18 protein-coding genes are annotated in these 18030 nt (G+C 68.4%); 7 read left to right on the top strand and 11 right to left on the bottom strand.

Translation table 11 applies throughout. The features are described from left to right. The 8 genes from IEY93_RS12175 to pdhA all read right to left on the bottom strand — a co-directional run. On the bottom strand, positions 1 to 2172 hold a 2172-nt coding region (locus tag IEY93_RS12175; RefSeq protein ID WP_189163106.1), incomplete at its 3' end, for a peptidase domain-containing ABC transporter. 34 nt (positions 2173 to 2206) lie between these two features. Continuing rightward, a complete protein-coding gene (locus tag IEY93_RS12170) occupies positions 2207 to 2716 on the bottom strand; it encodes a hypothetical protein (RefSeq protein ID WP_229691066.1) in 510 nt (169 codons plus the stop codon). Then, positions 2713 to 3696, bottom strand: coding sequence for a TIGR04500 family putative peptide maturation system protein (locus IEY93_RS12165; protein WP_189163104.1), 984 nt, complete (start codon positions 3694 to 3696; stop codon positions 2713 to 2715). Before IEY93_RS12165 ends, IEY93_RS12170 begins: the two co-directional genes overlap by 4 nt. A 95-nt stretch (positions 3697 to 3791) precedes the next feature. Then, the gene (locus IEY93_RS12160; protein WP_189163103.1) at positions 3792 to 4769 is read right to left on the bottom strand and encodes an MvdC/MvdD family ATP grasp protein; all 978 of its coding nucleotides are present in this window, start codon (positions 4767 to 4769) and stop codon (positions 3792 to 3794) included. 167 nt (positions 4770 to 4936) lie between these two features. Next, positions 4937 to 5074, bottom strand: coding sequence for a putative ATP-grasp target RiPP (locus IEY93_RS12155; RefSeq protein WP_189163102.1), 138 nt, complete (start codon positions 5072 to 5074; stop codon positions 4937 to 4939). 254 nt (positions 5075 to 5328) lie between these two features. Beyond that, complete coding sequence (locus IEY93_RS12150; protein ID WP_189163101.1) at positions 5329 to 6819, bottom strand: dihydrolipoamide acetyltransferase family protein; 1491 nt, start codon at positions 6817 to 6819, stop codon at positions 5329 to 5331. Positions 6820 to 6831: 12 nt separating this feature from the next. After that, positions 6832 to 7809 carry an alpha-ketoacid dehydrogenase subunit beta gene (locus tag IEY93_RS12145; RefSeq protein ID WP_189163100.1) on the bottom strand — a complete coding sequence of 326 codons (978 nt, stop codon included), beginning with the start codon at positions 7807 to 7809 and terminating at the stop codon, positions 6832 to 6834. Next, positions 7806 to 8906, bottom strand: a complete 1101-nt coding sequence (pdhA, locus tag IEY93_RS12140; RefSeq protein ID WP_189163099.1) for a pyruvate dehydrogenase (acetyl-transferring) E1 component subunit alpha — start codon at positions 8904 to 8906, stop codon at positions 7806 to 7808. Before pdhA ends, IEY93_RS12145 begins: the two co-directional genes overlap by 4 nt. A gap of 573 nt (positions 8907 to 9479) precedes the next feature. Here pdhA and purS point away from each other — a divergent pair. From purS to IEY93_RS12125, 3 genes are all read left to right on the top strand, one after another. After that, positions 9480 to 9728: a phosphoribosylformylglycinamidine synthase subunit PurS gene (gene purS, locus IEY93_RS12135; RefSeq protein ID WP_189163098.1), complete on the top strand. Its 249-nt coding sequence runs from the start codon at positions 9480 to 9482 to the stop codon at positions 9726 to 9728. A 188-nt stretch (positions 9729 to 9916) separates the two neighbouring features. Next, a complete protein-coding gene (locus IEY93_RS12130; protein WP_229691065.1) occupies positions 9917 to 10339 on the top strand; it encodes an ATP-binding protein in 423 nt (140 codons plus the stop codon). Between the two features lie 145 nt (positions 10340 to 10484). Continuing rightward, on the top strand, positions 10485 to 11099 hold the full coding sequence (locus tag IEY93_RS12125) for a hypothetical protein (RefSeq protein WP_189163096.1): 615 nt from the start codon (positions 10485 to 10487) through the stop codon (positions 11097 to 11099). Between the two features lie 156 nt (positions 11100 to 11255). Here IEY93_RS12125 and IEY93_RS12120 read toward each other — a convergent pair whose 3' ends face one another. The 3 genes from IEY93_RS12120 to IEY93_RS12110 all read right to left on the bottom strand — a co-directional run bounded on the left by IEY93_RS12120 (position 11256) and on the right by IEY93_RS12110 (position 15188). Beyond that, positions 11256 to 11636 (bottom strand): hypothetical protein, encoded by a 381-nt coding sequence (locus tag IEY93_RS12120; protein ID WP_203968563.1) that lies wholly within the window; start codon positions 11634 to 11636, stop codon positions 11256 to 11258. Positions 11637 to 11723: 87 nt separating this feature from the next. Beyond that, positions 11724 to 13661, bottom strand: a complete 1938-nt coding sequence (locus IEY93_RS12115) for an alpha/beta hydrolase (RefSeq protein ID WP_229691064.1) — start codon at positions 13659 to 13661, stop codon at positions 11724 to 11726. 222 nt (positions 13662 to 13883) lie between these two features. After that, entirely contained in the window at positions 13884 to 15188 is a 1305-nt protein-coding gene (locus tag IEY93_RS12110) for a helix-turn-helix domain-containing protein (protein WP_189163094.1), read from the bottom strand. Positions 15189 to 15426: 238 nt separating this feature from the next. Between IEY93_RS12110 and IEY93_RS12105 the strand changes: the two genes are divergently transcribed. From IEY93_RS12105 to IEY93_RS12090, 4 genes are all read left to right on the top strand, one after another. Beyond that, entirely contained in the window at positions 15427 to 15777 is a 351-nt protein-coding gene (locus IEY93_RS12105) for a hypothetical protein (RefSeq protein ID WP_189163093.1), read from the top strand. Between the two features lie 223 nt (positions 15778 to 16000). After that, on the top strand, positions 16001 to 16447 hold the full coding sequence (locus IEY93_RS12100; protein ID WP_189163092.1) for an ATP-binding protein: 447 nt from the start codon (positions 16001 to 16003) through the stop codon (positions 16445 to 16447). 75 nt (positions 16448 to 16522) lie between these two features. Next, a complete protein-coding gene (locus tag IEY93_RS12095) occupies positions 16523 to 17185 on the top strand; it encodes a DUF433 domain-containing protein (RefSeq protein WP_203968564.1) in 663 nt (220 codons plus the stop codon). After that, positions 17166 to 17615: a PIN-like domain-containing protein gene (locus IEY93_RS12090; RefSeq protein WP_189163091.1), complete on the top strand. Its 450-nt coding sequence runs from the start codon at positions 17166 to 17168 to the stop codon at positions 17613 to 17615. Before IEY93_RS12095 ends, IEY93_RS12090 begins: the two co-directional genes overlap by 20 nt. The last annotated feature ends 415 nt before the right edge of the window (positions 17616 to 18030 follow it).

Raw genomic sequence — 18030 nt, 5'->3', positions numbered from 1 at the left:
GGTCGTTACGGCCGTGCCCGGGTGAGGTGTGGTGGCGATATCAGCGGTCTGGGCGGCTACCAGGGCGGCGTACCGGCCCCCGAGGGACATCAGCTCCCGGTGGGTGCCACGCTCGACGATCCGGCCGCCGTCCACGACGAGGATGAGGTCGGCGTCCCTGATCGTGCTGAGCCGGTGGGCGATGACGATCCTGGTCTGCGTGAGCCGGGCGAGGTGGTCCTCGATCGCCGCCTCGCTCTCGCTGTCGAGATTGCTGGTGGCCTCGTCCAGCAGCAGGATCTTCGGCCGGGACAGCAGGGCGCGGGCGAGCGCCAGGCGTTGCCGCTGACCGCCGGACAGACCGGCGCCCTCGGTCAGCATGGTCTCGTAGCCCATGGGCATCGCGCGGACCTCCTCGTCCAGCCGCGCCAGGCGCGCCGCCTCGACGACCCGGGCGAAGGACGCGTCCGGATCGTTCAGGGCGATGTTCTCCCTGATCGTGCCGGTGAACAGCGAGGGGTCCTGGGTGACCACGCCGAACTGCCGCCGCAGCGTGCGCAGGTTCAGCTCGCCCACCGGCACCCCGTCGAAGCGGATCTCGCCGGTCGTCGGACTGTGCAGGGCCAGCAGCAGCCGGGCAAGCGTGCTCTTCCCCGACCCGGACGCACCGACGAGCGCGACCTTCTGCCCCGGCGCGATGTGCACCGAGATGTCGCGCAGGGTCCAGGGCGCCCTCGGGTCGTACCGGAATCCGACCTCGCGCAACTCGACGGCTCCGCGCAGGCGCAGCACCTCGATGCCCTCGGACGGCTCGGGCTCGGAGGCGAGGATGTCGGAGAGCCGGTCGAAGTGCGCGCCCGCCTGCTGAAGGCTCTGCAGGCTGGACATCAGCGACGACAGCGGGGTGAGCGCGGCGACGGCGATGGCGTTGAGCGCGAGCAGCGTCCCGAGGGTGAACTGCCCGTCCAGCACCCGCCACGCCCCGATCCACAGCAGGCCGAGCGGGGCGAGCACCCTGATGGCGCCGAGCGCCGCCTCCAGCAGGCCCTGGGTGATCCCGCCGCGCACGTCGGCGTTGAGCTGGGTGGTGAAGTTCCTGGACCACTGTTCGACCGCGTGCCGCTCCGCCCCGGACGCCTTCAGGGTCTCGATGCCGTTGATGGCCTGGATCAGGTTGCTCTGCGTCGCCGAGAACGCCGTCAGCTCCTGCTGCGCCAGGTGGTTGACCCGGCGGGTGGTCGCGAGCAGCAGGCCGGTCTGCACCAGGGCGATGCCGATTAGGCACGCGCCGAACAACGGGTCCCGTACGAAGATCAGGGCGAGGTATCCGATGGCGAGCGGCCCGTCGAGCAGGGCCGACAGGATCTGCCCGGTGAGCATGTCCCGCAGCACGGCGACGCTGCCCGCCCGGGTCACCAGGTCTCCGGTGCCGCGTACCGCGAAATAGCGGAACGGCAGTGCGATCAGGTGGGAGATCACGCCCCTGGTCAGCTCGGCGTCGGCGCTCGCCCGCACCGACACCAGCAGGACCGCGCGCAGCGCCCCCACCACGAACTGCGTCAGCGTGGCCAGCAGCAGCCCGCCGCCGATCACGGTGAGCAGGGTCTCGGCGCCCATCGGCAGCACCTGGTCGACCAGCACCTGGGAGAACAGCGGGAGCGCCAGCCCGAGCAGTTGCAGGACGACGGAGGCGAGCAGCACCTGGGCCAGCAGGCCCCGCCGGCGCAGCAGGAGTGTTCGCAGGAACTGGCGCCGCCAGGTGCTCGCCGCACTGGAGCTTCCCCGCCGGAACGCCGGGCCCGGCTCGAACGCCAGCACCACGCCGGTGAAGCCCTCGTTGAACTCCCCGGCGGGGAGCCTGCGCCGCCCGTACGCGGGGTCGACGACGTCCACCCGCTCGGGCGTCCAGCGTTCCACCACCACGAAGTGGTTGAACTCCCAGTGGACGACGGCCGGCATGGGGATGCGGGCGAGGTCGGCGGGTTCCAGGGAGAACGCCTTGGCGTTCAGCCCGGACTCGCGGGCTCCGGACACGATGGCGAGCCCGGTCAGGCCGTCCCTGCCGACCTGGAGCCGGTCGGTCAGCTCGTGGAGGGAGATCCGGTGCCCGTGGTAGGACAGGATCATGGCCAGGGTCGCGGCTCCGCATTCGGTGGCCGAGTTCTGCAGGACGACCGGCACGCGCCGTCTCACGAGGCGCCTCTCCTTCGCCTCACGAGCCGTCGCCTCACGAGCCGTCGCCGAACATCTGGGTTCCGGCCGCGACGGTCCCGGTGGGGACCACGGCCTCGCCGGAGCGGCGCAGCAGCTCGCGAGGCTCGACTCCGGTGACCCGGCAGGACAGCACGGCGAGCCTGGCCGGTTTGACGGTACCCGGGGCCGCCTTGAGCCGCCCGGCACCGGCGGCGCCGGGGCGGCTGACCTGGCAGGCGAGCGGCCGCGCCGGGCCCGCCAGCCGTACGGTCGCCTCCGCGCCGGCGCGGGGCGCCGGCCGGTCCCAGGGGAGGTGGGCGATGACGTCCACGCTCCCGGTCCGATATCCGGTGACCGTCGCCGGGACGGTCACCAGGTGCGGCACCTGGATCAGAGTCAGGGCAGCCGCGGCGGCGCCCAGTACGGCGACCAGCGCCCACAGCGCGGCGAACCACATCTTGGGCACGACCAGCGGCCGGTCACCCTGCCGCTCCCGCACGCGGTAGCGGCGCAGCGCCTCCTCGCGGTAGATCGGCCGGCTCACAGCCAATGCCATTCGACCGACGCGCGCCTGCGCCGTTCGGTGAGCCAGTCCGCGAACGCGGCGCGCCCGGCGGCGGCCAGCGTCTCGGCGTCGTCCTTTGCCGGACGGCGGTCCAGGACGGCGCCGGTGAGGAACCGGCCCTCCCGCTCGACGGGGCCCACGACGGTGCCGGGCGCGGCGTCGCGGAGCGGCTCGGGCAGGTCACCGGCCCACCGCTCACCGATGGTCACCTGGATCTCCCCCGTCACCTCGGACGGCACGGCCAGCAGTTCCGCCGGGCTGGCGGCCATCCGGCGCTCCGGACCGGCCCACCAGACCGCCCGTACCCGGTCGAACCGGGAGCGGTGCGCGGCGAGATACCCGGAGGCGAGCTCGGCCTCCTTGCGCCGCCGGAACCTGCGCCGGCGGGCGACGCCGCCGATGTACTCCTCGAACCGCGCGGGGGACATGCCCACGCGCTCCATCCACGCGAGGGTGGCCGCGCGGTCGTACAGGCCCCGTCCCCTGCGGAACTCGTCCGCCGCCGCCTGGAGATCCTCGGTCGTGAGCGGCTCGTCGTCGGACAGGACCTCGTTGAGGATCACGCACTGGTCGACGATCTCGTCGTGCGGCGTTGAGTCCCGGTTGGAGAGGGAACGCAGCATGGTGAGCGCCTGCGCCACCGACAGGTGGACCTCGTCCACGCTGACGAGCTGGCCGGCCGCCCAGTGGGTCGAGTGCTCGATCAGCCACGGCACCCCCTCGTCGGCCGGCGCGGTGAGCGCCACCGTGCCGCCGTCCGGATGGGTGAGCAGCAGGTCGTAATCGACCACGGGCGTGCCCGGCCGCTCGTCGACGACCAGCTGGGCGGCGACGGCGGGGTGCTCGGCCCCCCACTCGGCCGCCTCCTTGCGCGCCCACTCCACCTGGTCGCGCCTGCGCGGCAGGCTGCGCAGCAGTGCCACGCCCGCTGCCAGCGTGGCGCCGAAGTCACCGGACATCGTTCCACCTGGGTGACGGGCCCTGCGGCCAGAGGTCACGCGGTGCCGCGACCAGGAAGAGCTTGCCTGAACCGCGGGTTCCTGGGGACGGGGATTCACTCATCGCGCGCTCCTCGGGCCAGCCATTCGGCGATGGCGTCACTGATCGGCAGGCCGGTGCGCATCTCGACGAACGCCCAGGCCCCGTTCGGGTTGATCTCCAGGAAGACGTACTCACCCCGCGGCGTGCGGATGAGGTCGATCGCCCCGTAGGTGAGCTCGAAGGACGCGACCAGCTCGGCGCAGCGCCGCCGCACGTCCTCGGGCAGCTCGTGCGCGGCGTAGCGGACCCGGTCGTCGTCGTAGTGCCGCCAGTCCTCTCGCGCCGTGCGGGACGCCTGCGCGTCGATCTCGGCGGCGAACACCCGGTCCCCGACGACGATCACCCGCAGTTCCACGGCCTTCGGCACGTACGGCTGCAGGATGACCGGCTCGTGCTGGAGCAGGTGCCGCGAGGTGAGGTGCCGCCGGGTGAGCACGGTCGTGTACGTCCGGTGGTCGGCGCCGTCCACGGTGAAGGAGTCGGAATTGATCTGCTTGGCGACCAGCCGGCCTCCCGCGCGCTCGTACGCCGGCACCAGCTCGGCCGGGTCGTTGGTGAACACCGTCTCCGGTACCGCGAAGCCCAGGCTCGCCGCCCGCGCCAGATTGATGATCTTGTTGTGCGCCCGGCGCTCGGGCTCGCGCCGCGAGGGCAGCCACCGGGCCGGGATGAGGTCCCACGCGCCGTCCAGCAGGAATTGCGCCTGCCAGTCGACATGCGTGCGATGGGTCGGCTCCGACACGTGCGCGGCGGGCGTGGGGCCGGTGGGGCGCCGGCGCCACACCGCCGTCACCGTGGACAGGTCGAGCGTCCCGGTCGCGGTGTGCAGCATGAGCCGGCGCGCGCCGTCCGCGCCGAGGGCGAGGGTGATGCGGCTCCTGGCGGGGTAGTCGCCACTGTCCCACCAGGTGACCGGCACGCCGAGGCGCTTGAGCTTGGGGAGCACCATTTCGACGGTGTCGTCGCGCAGGTCGCTGAGTATGAGGATCACGGCAGCCCCGTCGTGGGTGTGGCGCGGAAATCGTGGATGTGGCGTTGGAAAGACGACGGGCCGGCCACCGGGAGGGCGGCCGACCGTGAATGCTGCTGCACCGGTGGTGGGCGGAACGCGTCGCGCCCACCACCGTTATCGTCAGGACCGGCAGGACCGGCCTTTGATCACTTGTTCACCCATTCGGCGGGCTTGCCCTTGAGGTACCAGCTCACGACCATCCGGCCACCGGCCACCTCGCCGAGCTCGGCGTCCGAAAGCTCCGGGCCCTCGAAGGCGAGGTCCTCCAAGCTGATCTTCGACATCTCGTGTTCCCTTCCACCGCACGCGGCGGCGAAGCCCCATCCCCTGGTAGTTCGGGGGATTTGTCGTACATGCGATGACGAAGCTAGCAGCCCACCTTGCAATCGACTTGCATAATCGACCCGCGACTTGCACCGTTCTTCCGGTCGCTTCCGGACTACGAGAACACCACGAAATTCAGGCACGGCGAACCCCAAAAGGGTACAGAAAGGGCCGAAAAGGGATATCCCTCTCCGGCCCGTTTCCGGTCTTCTGGTCAGCTCCAGGCGAGCATGCGCAGCGGGTCCTGCAGCATGGCACCGACGTCGCGCAGGACGTAGGAGCCGAGCTCGCCGTCGACGACGCGGTGGTCGAACGACAGCGCGAGCGTGGTGACCTTGCGTGGCACGATCTGCCCGTCCACCACCCACGGCAGGTCGCGCACCTGGCCGAACGCCAGGATCGCCGACTCGCCCGGGTTGAGGATGGGCGTGCCGGCGTCCACGCCGAACACCCCCACGTTCGTGACCGTGATGGTGCCCCCGGTCAGGTCGGCGGGGGTGCAGCGGCCGGTCCGGGCCTTCTCGGTCAGCTCACCCAGTGCCCTGGCCAGCTCGGGCAGCGAGAGCGCCTGCGCCTCCTTGACGTTCGGCACGATGAGGCCGCGCGGGGTGGCCGCCGCGATGCCGAGGTTCACGTACCGCTTCACCACGATCTCCTCCCCCGTCCAGGAGGAGTTGACCATCGGATACCGCCGGACGGCCGTGAGCAGCGCCTTGGCGACCAGCAGCAGCGGCGAGACCTTGACCTCGGCGAAGTCCGGCAGCTCGCGCAGCCGGCGCACCGCGTCCATGGTGGCGGTCACGTCCACCTGGAGCCACTCGGTCACGTGCGGGGCGGTGAAGGCCGAGGCGACCATCGCCGCCGCCGTGGCCTTGCGCACGCCCTTGACCGGGATGCGTTCCTCCCGCTCGGCCCCGGCCGGGACGGCGTACCCGGCGGGCGCGGGGACCGCCGCCCCCGCCGGGGCGACGGCCCCGGCGACGGCGTGCACGTCGTCCCGCGTGATCGAACCGCTCGGCCCGGTGCCGGTGACGGTGGTGAGGTCCACGCCGAGGTCCCGGGCGAGCTTGCGCACCGGGGGCTTGGCCAGCACCGCGACCCGCGCCGGAGCGGCCGGGCGCGCCACCGGGGCCGCTTGGGTGGGAGCCTGGGAGGCCGCGGACGGCCGGGCCTGGACCTGCGCGGTCGGACCAACCGGAGAGGGCTGGGCCGGGACGGCCGGGGACGAGGGCGCGGTGGTCTTGCGGGGCCGGCGGGCGGTGGCGCCCGGCTTCACCCCGTACCCGACCAAAACCGGCTGCCGGGCCGGCGTACCACCGCCGCCCGCGGGCGGCGTGGGCACCAGGTCGTCGGCCAGGGCCGCCGAGCGCGGCACCGGGCCGCCCGCCGCCGGAGCGGCGGGAACGCCGGGCCCCGAGACGGCCGGGGCACCGGTGGCCGCACCACCTGCGGCACCCGAACCGCCCTCGCCGTCCTCGACCGCGATGATCGGGTTGCCGACGTCCACCGTCTCGCCCTCGGCGGCCATCAGCGCGCTGACCACCCCTTCGAACGGGCAGGGCAGCTCGACGACGGCCTTGGCCGTCTCGATCTCCACGATCGTCTGGTTGATCTCGACCTTGTCGCCGGCGGCGACGTGCCACTTGACGATCTCGGCCTCGGTCAGGCCTTCACCGACGTCGGGGAGCTTGAACTCACGAAGCACGGTCAGCTCCTCCTAGAAGGCGAACGTACGGTCGACGGCGTCCAGCACCCTGTCCAGATCGGGCAGATAGTCGTCCTCCAGCCGGGACGGCGGGTACGGCGTGGAGAAGCCGCCCACCCGCAGCACGGGCGCCTCCAGACTGTAGAAGCACGCCTCGGTGACCCGCGCGGCCAGCTCGCCGCCGAGCCCGGAGAAGACCGGCGCCTCGTGCGCGACGACGCACCGCCCGGTGCGCCGCACCGAGTCGAAGATCAGCCCGGTGTCCAGGGGGTTGAGCGAGCGCAGGTCGATGACCTCCAGCGAGCGGCCCTCCTCCTCGGCGGCGACGGCGGCCTGCACGACCGTCTTCACCATCGGCCCATAGGACAGCACGGTCACATCGGTGCCCGGGCGGACGATCTGGGCACGGTCGAACCCCAGCGGGGTCGCGCTCCGGTCCACTTCGGTCTTGTCCCAGTAGCGCCGCTTGGGCTCGAAGAAGATGACCGGGTCGTCGCACCGGATGGCCTGCTGGATCATGTGGTACCCGTCCACCGGGTTGGAGCAGGCCACCACGCGCAGTCCGCTGGTGTGGGTGAAGTACGCCTCGGGGGACTCGCTGTGGTGCTCGACCGCGCCGATGCCGCCGCCGCAGGGGATGCGCACGACGATCGGCAGCTTGATCGTGCCGAGGGAACGCAGCGGCATCTTGGCGAGCTGCGTGATGATCTGGTCGGCCGCCGGGAACACGAACCCGTCGAACTGGATCTCGCACACCGGCCGGTAGCCGCGCAGCGCGAGCCCGATGGCGGTGCCGATGATGCCGGACTCGGCGAGCGGGGTGTCGATGACCCGGCTCTCACCGAAGTCCTTCTGCAGGCCGTCGGTGACCCGGAAGACGCCGCCGAGCTTGCCGACGTCCTCGCCCATGATGAGGACCTTGGGGTCGTCCTCCATGGCGGTGCGCAGGCCCTCGTTGATCGCCTTGGCGAGAGTGAGCGTGCCGGTCATCGCTCGCTCCCCTCGAAGCTCGCGAGGTAGGCGGCGTACTGCTCGCGTTCCTCGGCCAGCAGCGCGTGCGGTTCGGCGTACACGTGCTCGAAGATCTCCAACGGGTGCGGGTCGGGCATCTCCAGACAGCGTTTGCGCATGTCCCGGCCGAGGTCGACCGCCTCGGCGTCGATCGCGTCGAAGAAGTCCTGGTCGGCGAACTGGTTCTTGAACAGGTACGCCTTGACCCGCTCGATCGGGTCCTTGAGCTTCCACGCCTCCAGCTCGCCGGCGACGCGATAGCGCGTGGGGTCGTCGGAGGTGGTGTGCGCGCCCATGCGGTAGGTGAACGCCTCGATCAGCATCGGGCCCTGGCCCTCCCGGGCGTTCTTCAGGGCCTGCCGGGTGACGGCGAGGCAGGCGAAGACGTCATTGCCGTCCACGCGTACCCCGGGGAAGCCGAACCCGCTCGCCCTTTGGTACAGCGGGATGCGCGACTGCTTCTCCAGCGGCTCGGAGATGGCCCACTGGTTGTTCTGGCAGAAGAACACGACCGGGGCGTTGAAGACCGACGCCCAGATGAACGACTCGTTGACGTCGCCCTGGGAGGTGGCGCCGTCGCCGAAGTAGACGATCGACGCGGCGTCGGCCCCGTCGCGCTGGATGCCCATCGCGTAGCCGACGGCGTGCAGCGTCTGGCTGCCGATGACGATCGTGTACAGGTGGAAGTTGTGCTCGGCGGGGTCCCAGCCACCGTGGTTGACGCCACGGAACAGCCCGAGCAGGTTCACCGGGTCCACCCCGCGGCACCACGCCACACCGTGCTCGCGGTAGGTCGGGAAGGCCATGTCGGCGTCGGTCAGCGCCCGGCCCGACCCGATCTGGGCGGCTTCCTGGCCGAGCAGCGAGGCCCACAGGCCGAGCTCACCCTGCCGCTGCAGCGCCACGGCCTCCATGTCGACGCGCCGAACGAGCACGAGGTCGCGGTAGAGGCCGCGTACCTCTTCGGGCGTGAGGTCGATGTCGTAGACGGGATGCTCGACGCGCTCACCTTCGGGGGTGAGAAGCTGAACGAGCTCGGGGGGTGCGTCAGCACCACCTGAGGCGTCGAATGTCACGTGCCGCTCCTCGTGCGTTCAGGGCCGGGGCTGATGGGATCACCACCGACGTCCGGCGGTCGACCCGCGTCCGCACCTGATGGTGGTGGTACGGCCGCGTTTGGGGACATCGTGGCAGACGGCACAGGCCGTTGCGCAAGCCCGGCCATCCCGTCTCCCACTCTTCTCCCGTTCCCGATGCACCCTTCCGCACACCCGGCCCACCCCCGGTGTGCAGGGACAGGATGCAAGCACACCCGGCCGCTCAATGCCTCCAGAACGCGTACCACCGGTCCACCGGCGTGCGGTGTCCGGACGCTAGCGCACCCAGCCGGCCGGCTCCTGAAGGCGCACTCACGGTCCCGGTTCACCCCACCGGTGCGCGGGTGTCCGGCACGAACGCGCACCTGGCCGATCGAGCCCCTGCGGTCGAGTGTTCTCCCTGCACCGGGCCCACCCCTGGAGTACGGGGACCCGCCCTTTACGGACATGCCCGGGGCGGAGGACGGCCGACCGGTCACCCCCCGTTAGTCTGGTGGCGCCGGACCTGGCCGGCCCCGCCGGAGGGGCCGGCGGCACGAACAGGAGGAACACGTGGCACGCGTCATCGTCGACGTCATGCTCAAGCCGGAGATCCTCGATCCGCAGGGGCAGGCGATCGCCCGGGCGCTCCCGCGGCTCGGCTTCTCCGGGGTCAGCGAGGTACGACAGGGCAAGCGCTTCGAGGTGGAGATCGACGGCCCGGCCGACGAGACCGCCCTGGCGCAGGTCCGCAAGATGGCCGAGACCCTCCTCGCCAACACCGTCATCGAGGACTTCTCGGTACGGGTCGAGGACCAGTAAGGCTCCCAGCGGCCCGACAAAGTCACCACAAACCCGGCAAAAGGGAACGTTCGTCGGACCGGAAAGCAAGCGTCTGACCAACACCTAATAACAACAGCGTGATTCTGCGGTTAGGCCTACTTGCCGGGGGAACCTCCCCAACGTGACTTTCGGCGCCACGGAGGAGCCCGGTGGATATTGAGTTCTCGTTGGCCTTGCCCAGGGACGCCATCGGCATCCCCATGGTCCGGCGGGTTCTGGGTGACACCCTCCGCTGCATCGGCGTGACCGAAGACTGCGTCTCGGACGTCCTGCTCGCGACCTCCGAGGCCTGCGCCAACGCCATCCGCCACGGCGGCCCGGCCAAGCGCTACGCCGTCCAGGCCGCCATCGGCGAAGGCCACTGCGAGCTCCGCGTCGTCGACAACGGCCTCGGCCTCGGCGCCATCCCCCGGCAGTACCCCTCCGGCGACGCCGAGCACGGACGCGGCATCCTCATCATGCAGTCGGTGGTCGACGAGATCTCCTTCGACATCACCCCCGGCAGCGGCACCACCGTCCGCCTCCGCAAGCAACTCGACTGGGACCAAGACTGGCTGACCCGCCACAACCGCCACCTAGCCTCCGTCTGACCCCACTCTTCAATCGCCCAAAAGAGCGGTACAACGATCCGACTTACGAGAGACTCTCTGCGGGTCCCCACTAACCCCGCTAGGTGACACAACGTGGGGCAGCTGGCAGGTTGCCCCAGGTGAACGTCCAGCAAAAGAGTCAGCATTGATCTCCACGATCGAGCACTACCGACGGTTTCTGGATTCTGCTCCATGGCTGGAGGAGAATTCGTTGTGCTGGACCGTGTCCCGGCCAACGGGAACGCTTCCCGCTATCGCCGATGTCGCGGGCCTCCTGTCGCGCAGCGGCGACTTCACCGTCCAAGAACTCGACATCGCGGAAGGACCTCTGGGGTACGAACAGGAGGCCGTGGTCTTCTTCGAGATGGCGAACGATGGGTTCTTCCTTTTTCAGTCGCCGGGCTCCTACATCGGAGAGTCTCCGATCCTGAGATCTCTCAGCTTGGCAGGCTGCTCCTGGAACGTCACCTGGACCGGCTCCCTCTACGCAAGCCATTTCAGCTACGCCGAAACCGGTGGCATCGTCTTCACCTGGAAGGGTTTCGCCGGCCACCATGCCCCCAAACCACAAATTCTCGAGCCGGCTCTGACCGAGGTCGAAGCGGTCTACCAAGAGTGCCAAGCATCAAGTATCCCTTTCGACCTCGCGGCCATGATGGCGGCCGTCGACCTCATGTCAGGACAAGGCTTTCCGCTCAACTGGGCAGAAGGAGCAAGGCCCGCACTGATCATCAGCGACCCGCTGCCCCGGTCCGCATGAAAGGGACAGACTTCCTGCGGCTCAAACCCTCGAGCACCGCTATGCAGGCGCAGCAAGCGCATTGAACAGCACAAGCAGAACATCATCGCTCTAGCCGGAGAACCACTGCAAGGAGGCGCAAGAAGACCCGTCAGATCAGTTACCGGACTGAGGATTTCAATTTGGCAATACACACGTCGACGACGCTCCTATGACCAGCGCATCGTCACCTGCAGCCCCCAATGCCAAAAAGAAGTCATCCGGAGCCGAACGAGCGGTAATACTTCTTCCACTCTTCGAAACGCCCTCGACACGATAGCCTTGCTGATCCCAGTACCTTTTCACCTGCTGAGCCACTGAGTCGATCCGTCCCTTCGGAATGCCACGAAGGTAATATTCACGACCGACACTGATGCGTCCCTCTGCATCTCCATCCGAACCACACTCGCTGTTCTCCATGCTGGTGGGAACGACCTCCAGCTGAGGTTTCGGATCAAGCACCGCAACCGTGCCATTGATAAGTTGCTCAACCCGAGCGAGCGCCTCAGCCTCGGTCATCCTGGTTTCCTCCAAGCTGCCCCGCACACTGCCACAGCCCACGAGCAGGGCGGCAACGATAACCATCATCGAGAGGAGCCGTAGCATTTATTCTCCAGCAGGACGAGAAAAAGGTGACCGTTGAGATGTCGGCTCCTCTATCAACTTCGACTGCGGCACCGTTGACGGTGCAGCAGCAGACGAAGGCACGAGTTGTGGGGACAACTCAGGGAACGGGATCAATTCATCGTATTGACCGTTGATCAGGCGCCCGATGTTCCACAAGGACGTTGACCTTTGATCCCAGCTCCTTTCATCTTTCCCCCAATAGCTGGAGTGGCCTTTGAAGCCGAGGAGAGAGTCTCCGGAATCTGGGACGTAGAAGCGATTGGCGCGGAACTCGCTGCGACTTGGATCGGAGCCGAAGGGGCCCTCACCGGATAGGACTCCAGAGATGAGGGCCGGCACGGCGCCGACCGGGTCGGGGGCCTGGTTTATCCGGCCGAGGGAGCCGATATCCCCTACGGGATCATTGGGGGCCTCGCCTACCCAGACCGAACCGACTCCGAGATCCTTCGCATGCATGGCCGTGACGCCGGGACTCCCCACGAAGATGAGTTGGTCCGCGAAGGACTGCGGGCGCATCTGAGCGGCTACCCCGGTCACCGTGGACCCGTAGCTGTGCCCAAGGACGGTGAATCGAGTGTTGGAAGCAGCCTGGTGAGCGGCATGCAGGCCGTCGGCGAAGCTGGCCAGCAAGGGAGCGCCGGCACGAGCGTCGCCGAGCGTGCCTGGCGTATGCGTCAAACCGGCGTCTCCCCACTGCGGAGCCGCGTAGCCCAGCCAGGCGATCGACGCGATCTTCTTGTCGGGATCGAAGGTATGTGCCCGTGCCCACATGTCGGAGGCGCGCTTGGCGTCACCGGCGAACGTCTCCAGTTTGGTGCCGGTGCCAGGGACGTAGGCGACGATGTTGTCGGCCTTATCGGGGTTGCCGAAGGAGATGGCTGTTTTGCCCAGACCGCCGAGTTCTACCTGCAGGAGGTACGTCTCAGGGAGCCCGTTCTTACCGCCGCGTGCCAAGGCTTTCTCGATGGACTCGAGCTGGCGCTGCTTCAGCTTCAGCTCCTCGATCTTGGCTTTCCGGAGCATCAGTTCCGGCGGGCTATGGTCGCTTAGTTGTCCGGATAGCCGGGCGATTTCGGAGTTGAGCCAGGTCTTTTCGGCTGCGAGGTAGGTGCGGTTGGCCTGGTCGCGGGTGGCGGAGGGGAGGCCGTTCAGGCTGCCGACCAACTGAGGGGACTGCTTGATCAGACGATCCTGAGCCGCCTTGCCCAGTTGGGCCCACCAGGCGTTCAGCCGGTTGGCGAGTGTCGCGTCCTTGCCGGTGTTCTGGAGAGCGACGAGGGCCTTGAGCGCTGCCGCGTCGCCGTTGCCGGCCGCGGCCGTCAGTTTGCTCACTCCGCCGGGGTCGGGGGCGTACCCGCCGAAGAGTCCGAAGCCGGCCATCGCCTTGGAGGCCAGACCCGAGTCGTGTTCCTGCTGGATCATCGACAGACGACGCCGCAGGTCACGCACCTGCTCCTGCGACCACTCCCCGGCGCCGGCGACCTCCTTGCCCGAGGACGCGGGCAGGCATAACGCCGAGAGCTCCGCTGACAACCGGTGACCTGCCTCGGGTAACTCCTGCCCGGCCCGCTGCAACGAGGTGACCAGGCCCTCCATGGCGGCGACGTCCATGCCCGAGAAGCCGGTCCGCGCTGCCGTCATCACATTCACCGAGGTGGAGAGCGGTGGGAGTTGAGGTGCTTGGCCGCCCGCTTGCCGGATGCGGGCCGCGATCTGCTCGGCCGCTTCCTGGAAGGCGCGTTGCATGGCCGTACGCTGCTCGTTCAGGGCTTTGGAGAAAGCGGGCGCTCCCCCGCCCACCCAGGCGGAGGCCGCCATGGACCGCATCGGGGCATCCAGCGCCGTGGCGTGCTCATCGGCCAGCCGAATCACCCGCGATAACGCAGCCTCCAATTCCGCCGTCTGCCCCGTCGCCACAAGGCGTCAGAATCTCATGCAGATCGGACATTCTGCAACCACTCATACACAGACGGCAGAACTCATGAAATATATGACTACTACTCCCTGAATGTCCGTATCCCCATGTACAGGAACAGTGGAATTCGAGGACGAGGTGCGGAAGTAGGTAACCGCGCGACATCCCGGGCCATGGCCTCCTCACCTCTCCGCCCAGCGGCGCCGCCCCAATGGTTCGTCTCGTCAGTCACCTCGGACAGGTTCGAGGGTTAGGACCTTCCGGAACTCCGTGACAGAAGAGCGATTCTGCTGGCCCTGCGGCACCGCCCGAAGCACGATGTGGCCGGTTTCGGTGATGAGCCGGACCCGGTTGGCCGGCGTGAGCGCATCCATAATTGCTGCCGCCTGGCGCATGCCATCATCGATGCCGCCCTGGACTACCGTGCAGAGTGCGCCGTGGAGCTGAACGTTGGTGCGGTACGGGAGGGTCTGCGCGAGTGCGAGCACCTTCTCCCGAGCTGCATCTGCCGCCCCTTCCTGACCGGCGGCGGCGTAGACCCAGCTTTCGGCGAAATGGATCTGATCTGGTTTCCAGAACCCGTACGGGTCGGGGGTGACGCCTCTGTCGGCGACCGTGTTGAGAGTGCGCAACTTGGTGAGCGCCTCGTCGTGCCGCCCCAGCAAGGACAAGGCCTTGATCTCAGTGGCCAACAGACCGACGGTGGGCTCTGCCGCGATCTGCTGGGCGCGATGCACCATGTCGAGAACGGTCTCCGGGTCACGTGTGCCGTACAGGCCGATCCCGGCTTCCTCTCCACGAATCATCAGCCGCAGCCCCAGATCGCCGGACGCGTCGGCGGCTTGGCGCGCGGTACGGCCCCAGCGGATGGCTCCGCCGTGGTCGCCGAGGCGGGTCAGGGCGTTGGCGTGGATGGACGAGAGGACGGCCATGCTGCGGTGCAGTTCGGTCTGGTCGGCGGGGGTGGCTACGTCCAACTGACGGCGGAGCGCGAACAGGTCGATGATCAGGTCGGTGGCGACCTGCGCCGGGGGACGGGTGCGCAGGGCATGCAGATGGTCGGCGCAGGCGATGTCCCAGTCTTCGAGGCTGGGGTGCTCCCGGCCGAGCGAGATGTCCAGCGACCGGCGCAAGGGTTCGCCGATGACCCCGAGAGTGCCCAGGGTGCCTAGGCCGGCGAGGAACTGGAGGGCGGCACGGCGCTCCATGTCGTCATCTCCATCGCAATACGCGGAGTTTTCCCGGTATCTACCCGCATTCCGCTGCGCCGACTCGGCGGCCTCCAGCCGCTCCAGCGTCGCGTACAACGCGGTCAGGATGCCGCGCGCCCCGTACACCTGATCAAGACGCGTGACCATGTCCGCCGGAGGAACGCGCTCGCCTCGCTCCCACTTGGCGAGGTTGGAGAAGTCGGTGTACATCATCTCCCCCGCCCGCCGCAGCCCGAGGTTCTGCCTACTCTCCCGGCAGTGCCGCATCACCGCACCGAACAGATGCCAGGGAGATGCGTGCGGATCGACTGCGCTCATAACACCCCTCGCGACCATGGCAGGCATGGCGGAAAGTTATCATGTGATTACTCAGAGCATGCACTCAGCGCTTGCGCTACCGGACGGGACCACGCCTGACCACGCCGTCGCCATTCCCTCGCCTCTGATCACTGTTCACGATGGAACTGCTACAGCCCGTAGCCGTGAAATGGCGGGACCCGCTGGCGATCGCAGCGCCATGCGAGTCCCTGATCAGGAAGAAGGGTCCTGACCTGTGATGAACCCTAGACGTCTGTGGCGCCCCCTTGGGCGCGGTCGCGACAAGCGGATCGGCCGGCACGCCCTCGGGCGGCCGTACATCGCGGTCGAACCCGGCGAAAGCCGTGAACCCGACCTCGCCGACCGGGCCGCCGCCGTCCTGCTGGACCGGATGGAGCCGGGCTGGACGATCATGTACGGGCCGTGGAGCCGCCGCTTCTACGCGCTGGCGCTGTACCCGACTCCGGAGCCGCTGGTCGTGGAGGCGCGCACCGCGCAGGACCTCCTCACCGAGATGCGTCAAGCCGAGCGCGACCTCGCGTTCCGGCCGCAGGCCACGGTCACACAGGCCTTCACTCCGACCGCCTGAGCCGCCCGCCACGCTTCCCCTCGGCGTCGCCACTTCCCCTTTCGTCGCCGCCGCCCGGCGTCAGGCACTCCGTCGCCGCCATTCAATGCCGGCGTCCGGCACGGCACGCGATGTCGCAGGTCGCTGGCGCGACACCGGCGGCCTGCCCGGCGAAGGCCCCGCCCGGTGTGCCCGTACGCCCTTTTCTTCCCACCGCATCTCCCCGCCAAGGACGTCCGACGCGATGAGCATTCCCGCGCCACGAACCGAGACCGCCTCCTTCCCCGCCACCTGCGCATCAGTGGCCGAGGCCCGGCGCTGGCTGGGCAAGATCCTGGACGGTCATCCCCGCCGCGACGACGCGGTCCTGCTGCTCTCGGAGGCCGCCACCAACTCCCTGGTGCACACCGACTCCGCGGTGATCTGCGTCGCCGTGACGATCGAGGTGAACGAGGCGGTACGCGTCGAGGTCGCCGACGAGGGCGGCCCGACCATCCCGAGCATCCCCGCCCACCAGGACGACGACCTATCCTCCTCCGGCCGGGGAGTCCGCCTGATCCGTGCCCTGTCCACCCGCTGGGGCTTCACCGAAGACCACCCCCGCCACACCCTCTGGTTCGTCCTCTCCGATCACGACGAGCACCACGGCACGACCACTCTCCTCCGACGCCATCGATCGACGCCCTGCTGAAAGGAGCATGAGGACCGACGGGATCTTTGCGATGATGGCCCGGTAGCCCGTCTTCCCGGTCACGATGTGGAGGAGGTGAAGCAGGTGTCCTACAGTCCCAAGCTCGCTGCGGCATTGTCGGGGGCCACGCTTCGCCAGCTCGCGCACTGGCGCCAGGCCGGTGCCGGCCATGGGCCGGTCCTCGTACCGGAGATCTCCAGCGGCCGTCCCATCCTCTATTCGTTCCGTGATGTCATCGCGTTGCGGACCTTCGTGAAGCTTCGCAACGATGTGTCACTGCAGAAGATCCGGCGGGCCCTGGACACGCTTCGCGATGACCTCCATGAACGTGAGCATCTGTCGGCGTACCGGCTGGTAGCCGATGGGAGCACGATCTATCTGGTGGAGCGTGATCGAGCGACCGATCTCGTACACCAGAGAGCACACCTCGTCATCCATGAGTTGGTCGACGTGCTGCGTCCCTTCTATCGCGATGGGCGGCATATTCCGGATCTGCTCCGGCCACGTGAGCACGTGACCGTCGATCCGGGGGTCCGCGGCGGCGTCCCGGTGATCGAAGGAACTCGGATTCCTTACGACGAGGTGGCGGCATTGCTGCGAGACGGTGTTCCCGCAGATCGGATCTCCGACTACTACCCGAACGTCACCGCGTCGGCCGCGATCGACGCGGCCGACTTCGCCGCTTACGTCGACAGCTACGAGCCTTCCTGGGAGCCGCGTGAGGCTGCTTCTGGATGAGAACGTCCCACGACAACTCCAGCAGGTCCTCACTGCTTTCATCGTGGACCACGAGATCGTTCATCTGCTGGATCTCCCGGGATGGTCGGGGACCCGTGACGAGAGTCTTTATCCCCGTGCGGCGGATGAGGGGTTCCAGGTTGTCCTGACCAACGACGGCCGGCAGATGCAACGCGAACGAGAAGTCGCGGCCATCAGGGCTTCCGGGCTACATCGCGTCGAGTATCCGCACAGGCACTCGGGACTGGCCGGATTGAGCATCGCGATCGCGACAGTGGTCGCCGGGCTCCCAGGGGCGCTGGCGATGCTGGAAGAAGCGGACGGCCAGCGGCTGATCACCTTGCGAGGAGTGGATCCGACCCCGGCGAGCCGGCTCCGCGTCATCGATCCGAAAGTCTCCCCTCCCAAGTTCTGGTTCACTTCTTTGTGACATTGCGGATGGCGAGAGGCCACGGAGTACGACTAACGATGTCCATGCCAGCCATATCACCGTGCTCGATCCTGGAAATTCTCACCTGAGTGACGCCGGGTGCCTCCGGGAGCTCCGTCTGTGTGAACCCCGGCGGCCCTGGGCATCTCGGCAAACCGGTGGCCGCGCACGTAGGCTTCGCGGCGTTCACGAGCAGCCACTTCCCCAGCTGCCCGCTCGGCATCACTACGAGGGTCCAGCGCTCGCCCCCTGGCCTTGACGTCACTCCATTTGCTGTATCGGGCGCTCATCGTGCCTCCTCTTCTTCCTCCAGCGCGATCACGCTCATCGATGGCCAGACGAACTGCTGCCTGTGCCAAGCTTCTCAGTTGCTTGAGCAGGAGCGATGTCCGATATGGAAATCCCTGCCCGGGTG

It is taken from the genome of Sphaerisporangium melleum, assembly GCF_014646695.1.
Classification (GTDB): Bacteria; Actinomycetota; Actinomycetes; order Streptosporangiales; family Streptosporangiaceae; genus Sphaerisporangium; species Sphaerisporangium melleum.
This window is presented reverse-complemented; position numbering and strand designations above follow the sequence as displayed.

What these genes read in the sequence shown, in the direction of transcription:
- IEY93_RS12165 (WP_189163104.1), bottom strand. Translation starts at nt 3,696, where the DNA reads ATGTCCGGTGACTTCGGCGCCACGCTGGCAGCGGGCGTGGCACTGCTG.
- IEY93_RS12100 (WP_189163092.1), top strand. Translation starts at nt 16,001, where the DNA reads ATGAGCATTCCCGCGCCACGAACCGAGACCGCCTCCTTCCCCGCCACC.
- IEY93_RS12105 (WP_189163093.1), top strand. Translation starts at nt 15,427, where the DNA reads ATGAACCCTAGACGTCTGTGGCGCCCCCTTGGGCGCGGTCGCGACAAG.
- IEY93_RS12120 (WP_203968563.1), bottom strand. Translation starts at nt 11,636, where the DNA reads ATGACCGAGGCTGAGGCGCTCGCTCGGGTTGAGCAACTTATCAATGGC.
- IEY93_RS12145 (WP_189163100.1), bottom strand. Translation starts at nt 7,809, where the DNA reads ATGACCGGCACGCTCACTCTCGCCAAGGCGATCAACGAGGGCCTGCGC.
- IEY93_RS12110 (WP_189163094.1), bottom strand. Translation starts at nt 15,188, where the DNA reads ATGAGCGCAGTCGATCCGCACGCATCTCCCTGGCATCTGTTCGGTGCG.
- IEY93_RS12155 (WP_189163102.1), bottom strand. Translation starts at nt 5,074, where the DNA reads ATGTCGAAGATCAGCTTGGAGGACCTCGCCTTCGAGGGCCCGGAGCTT.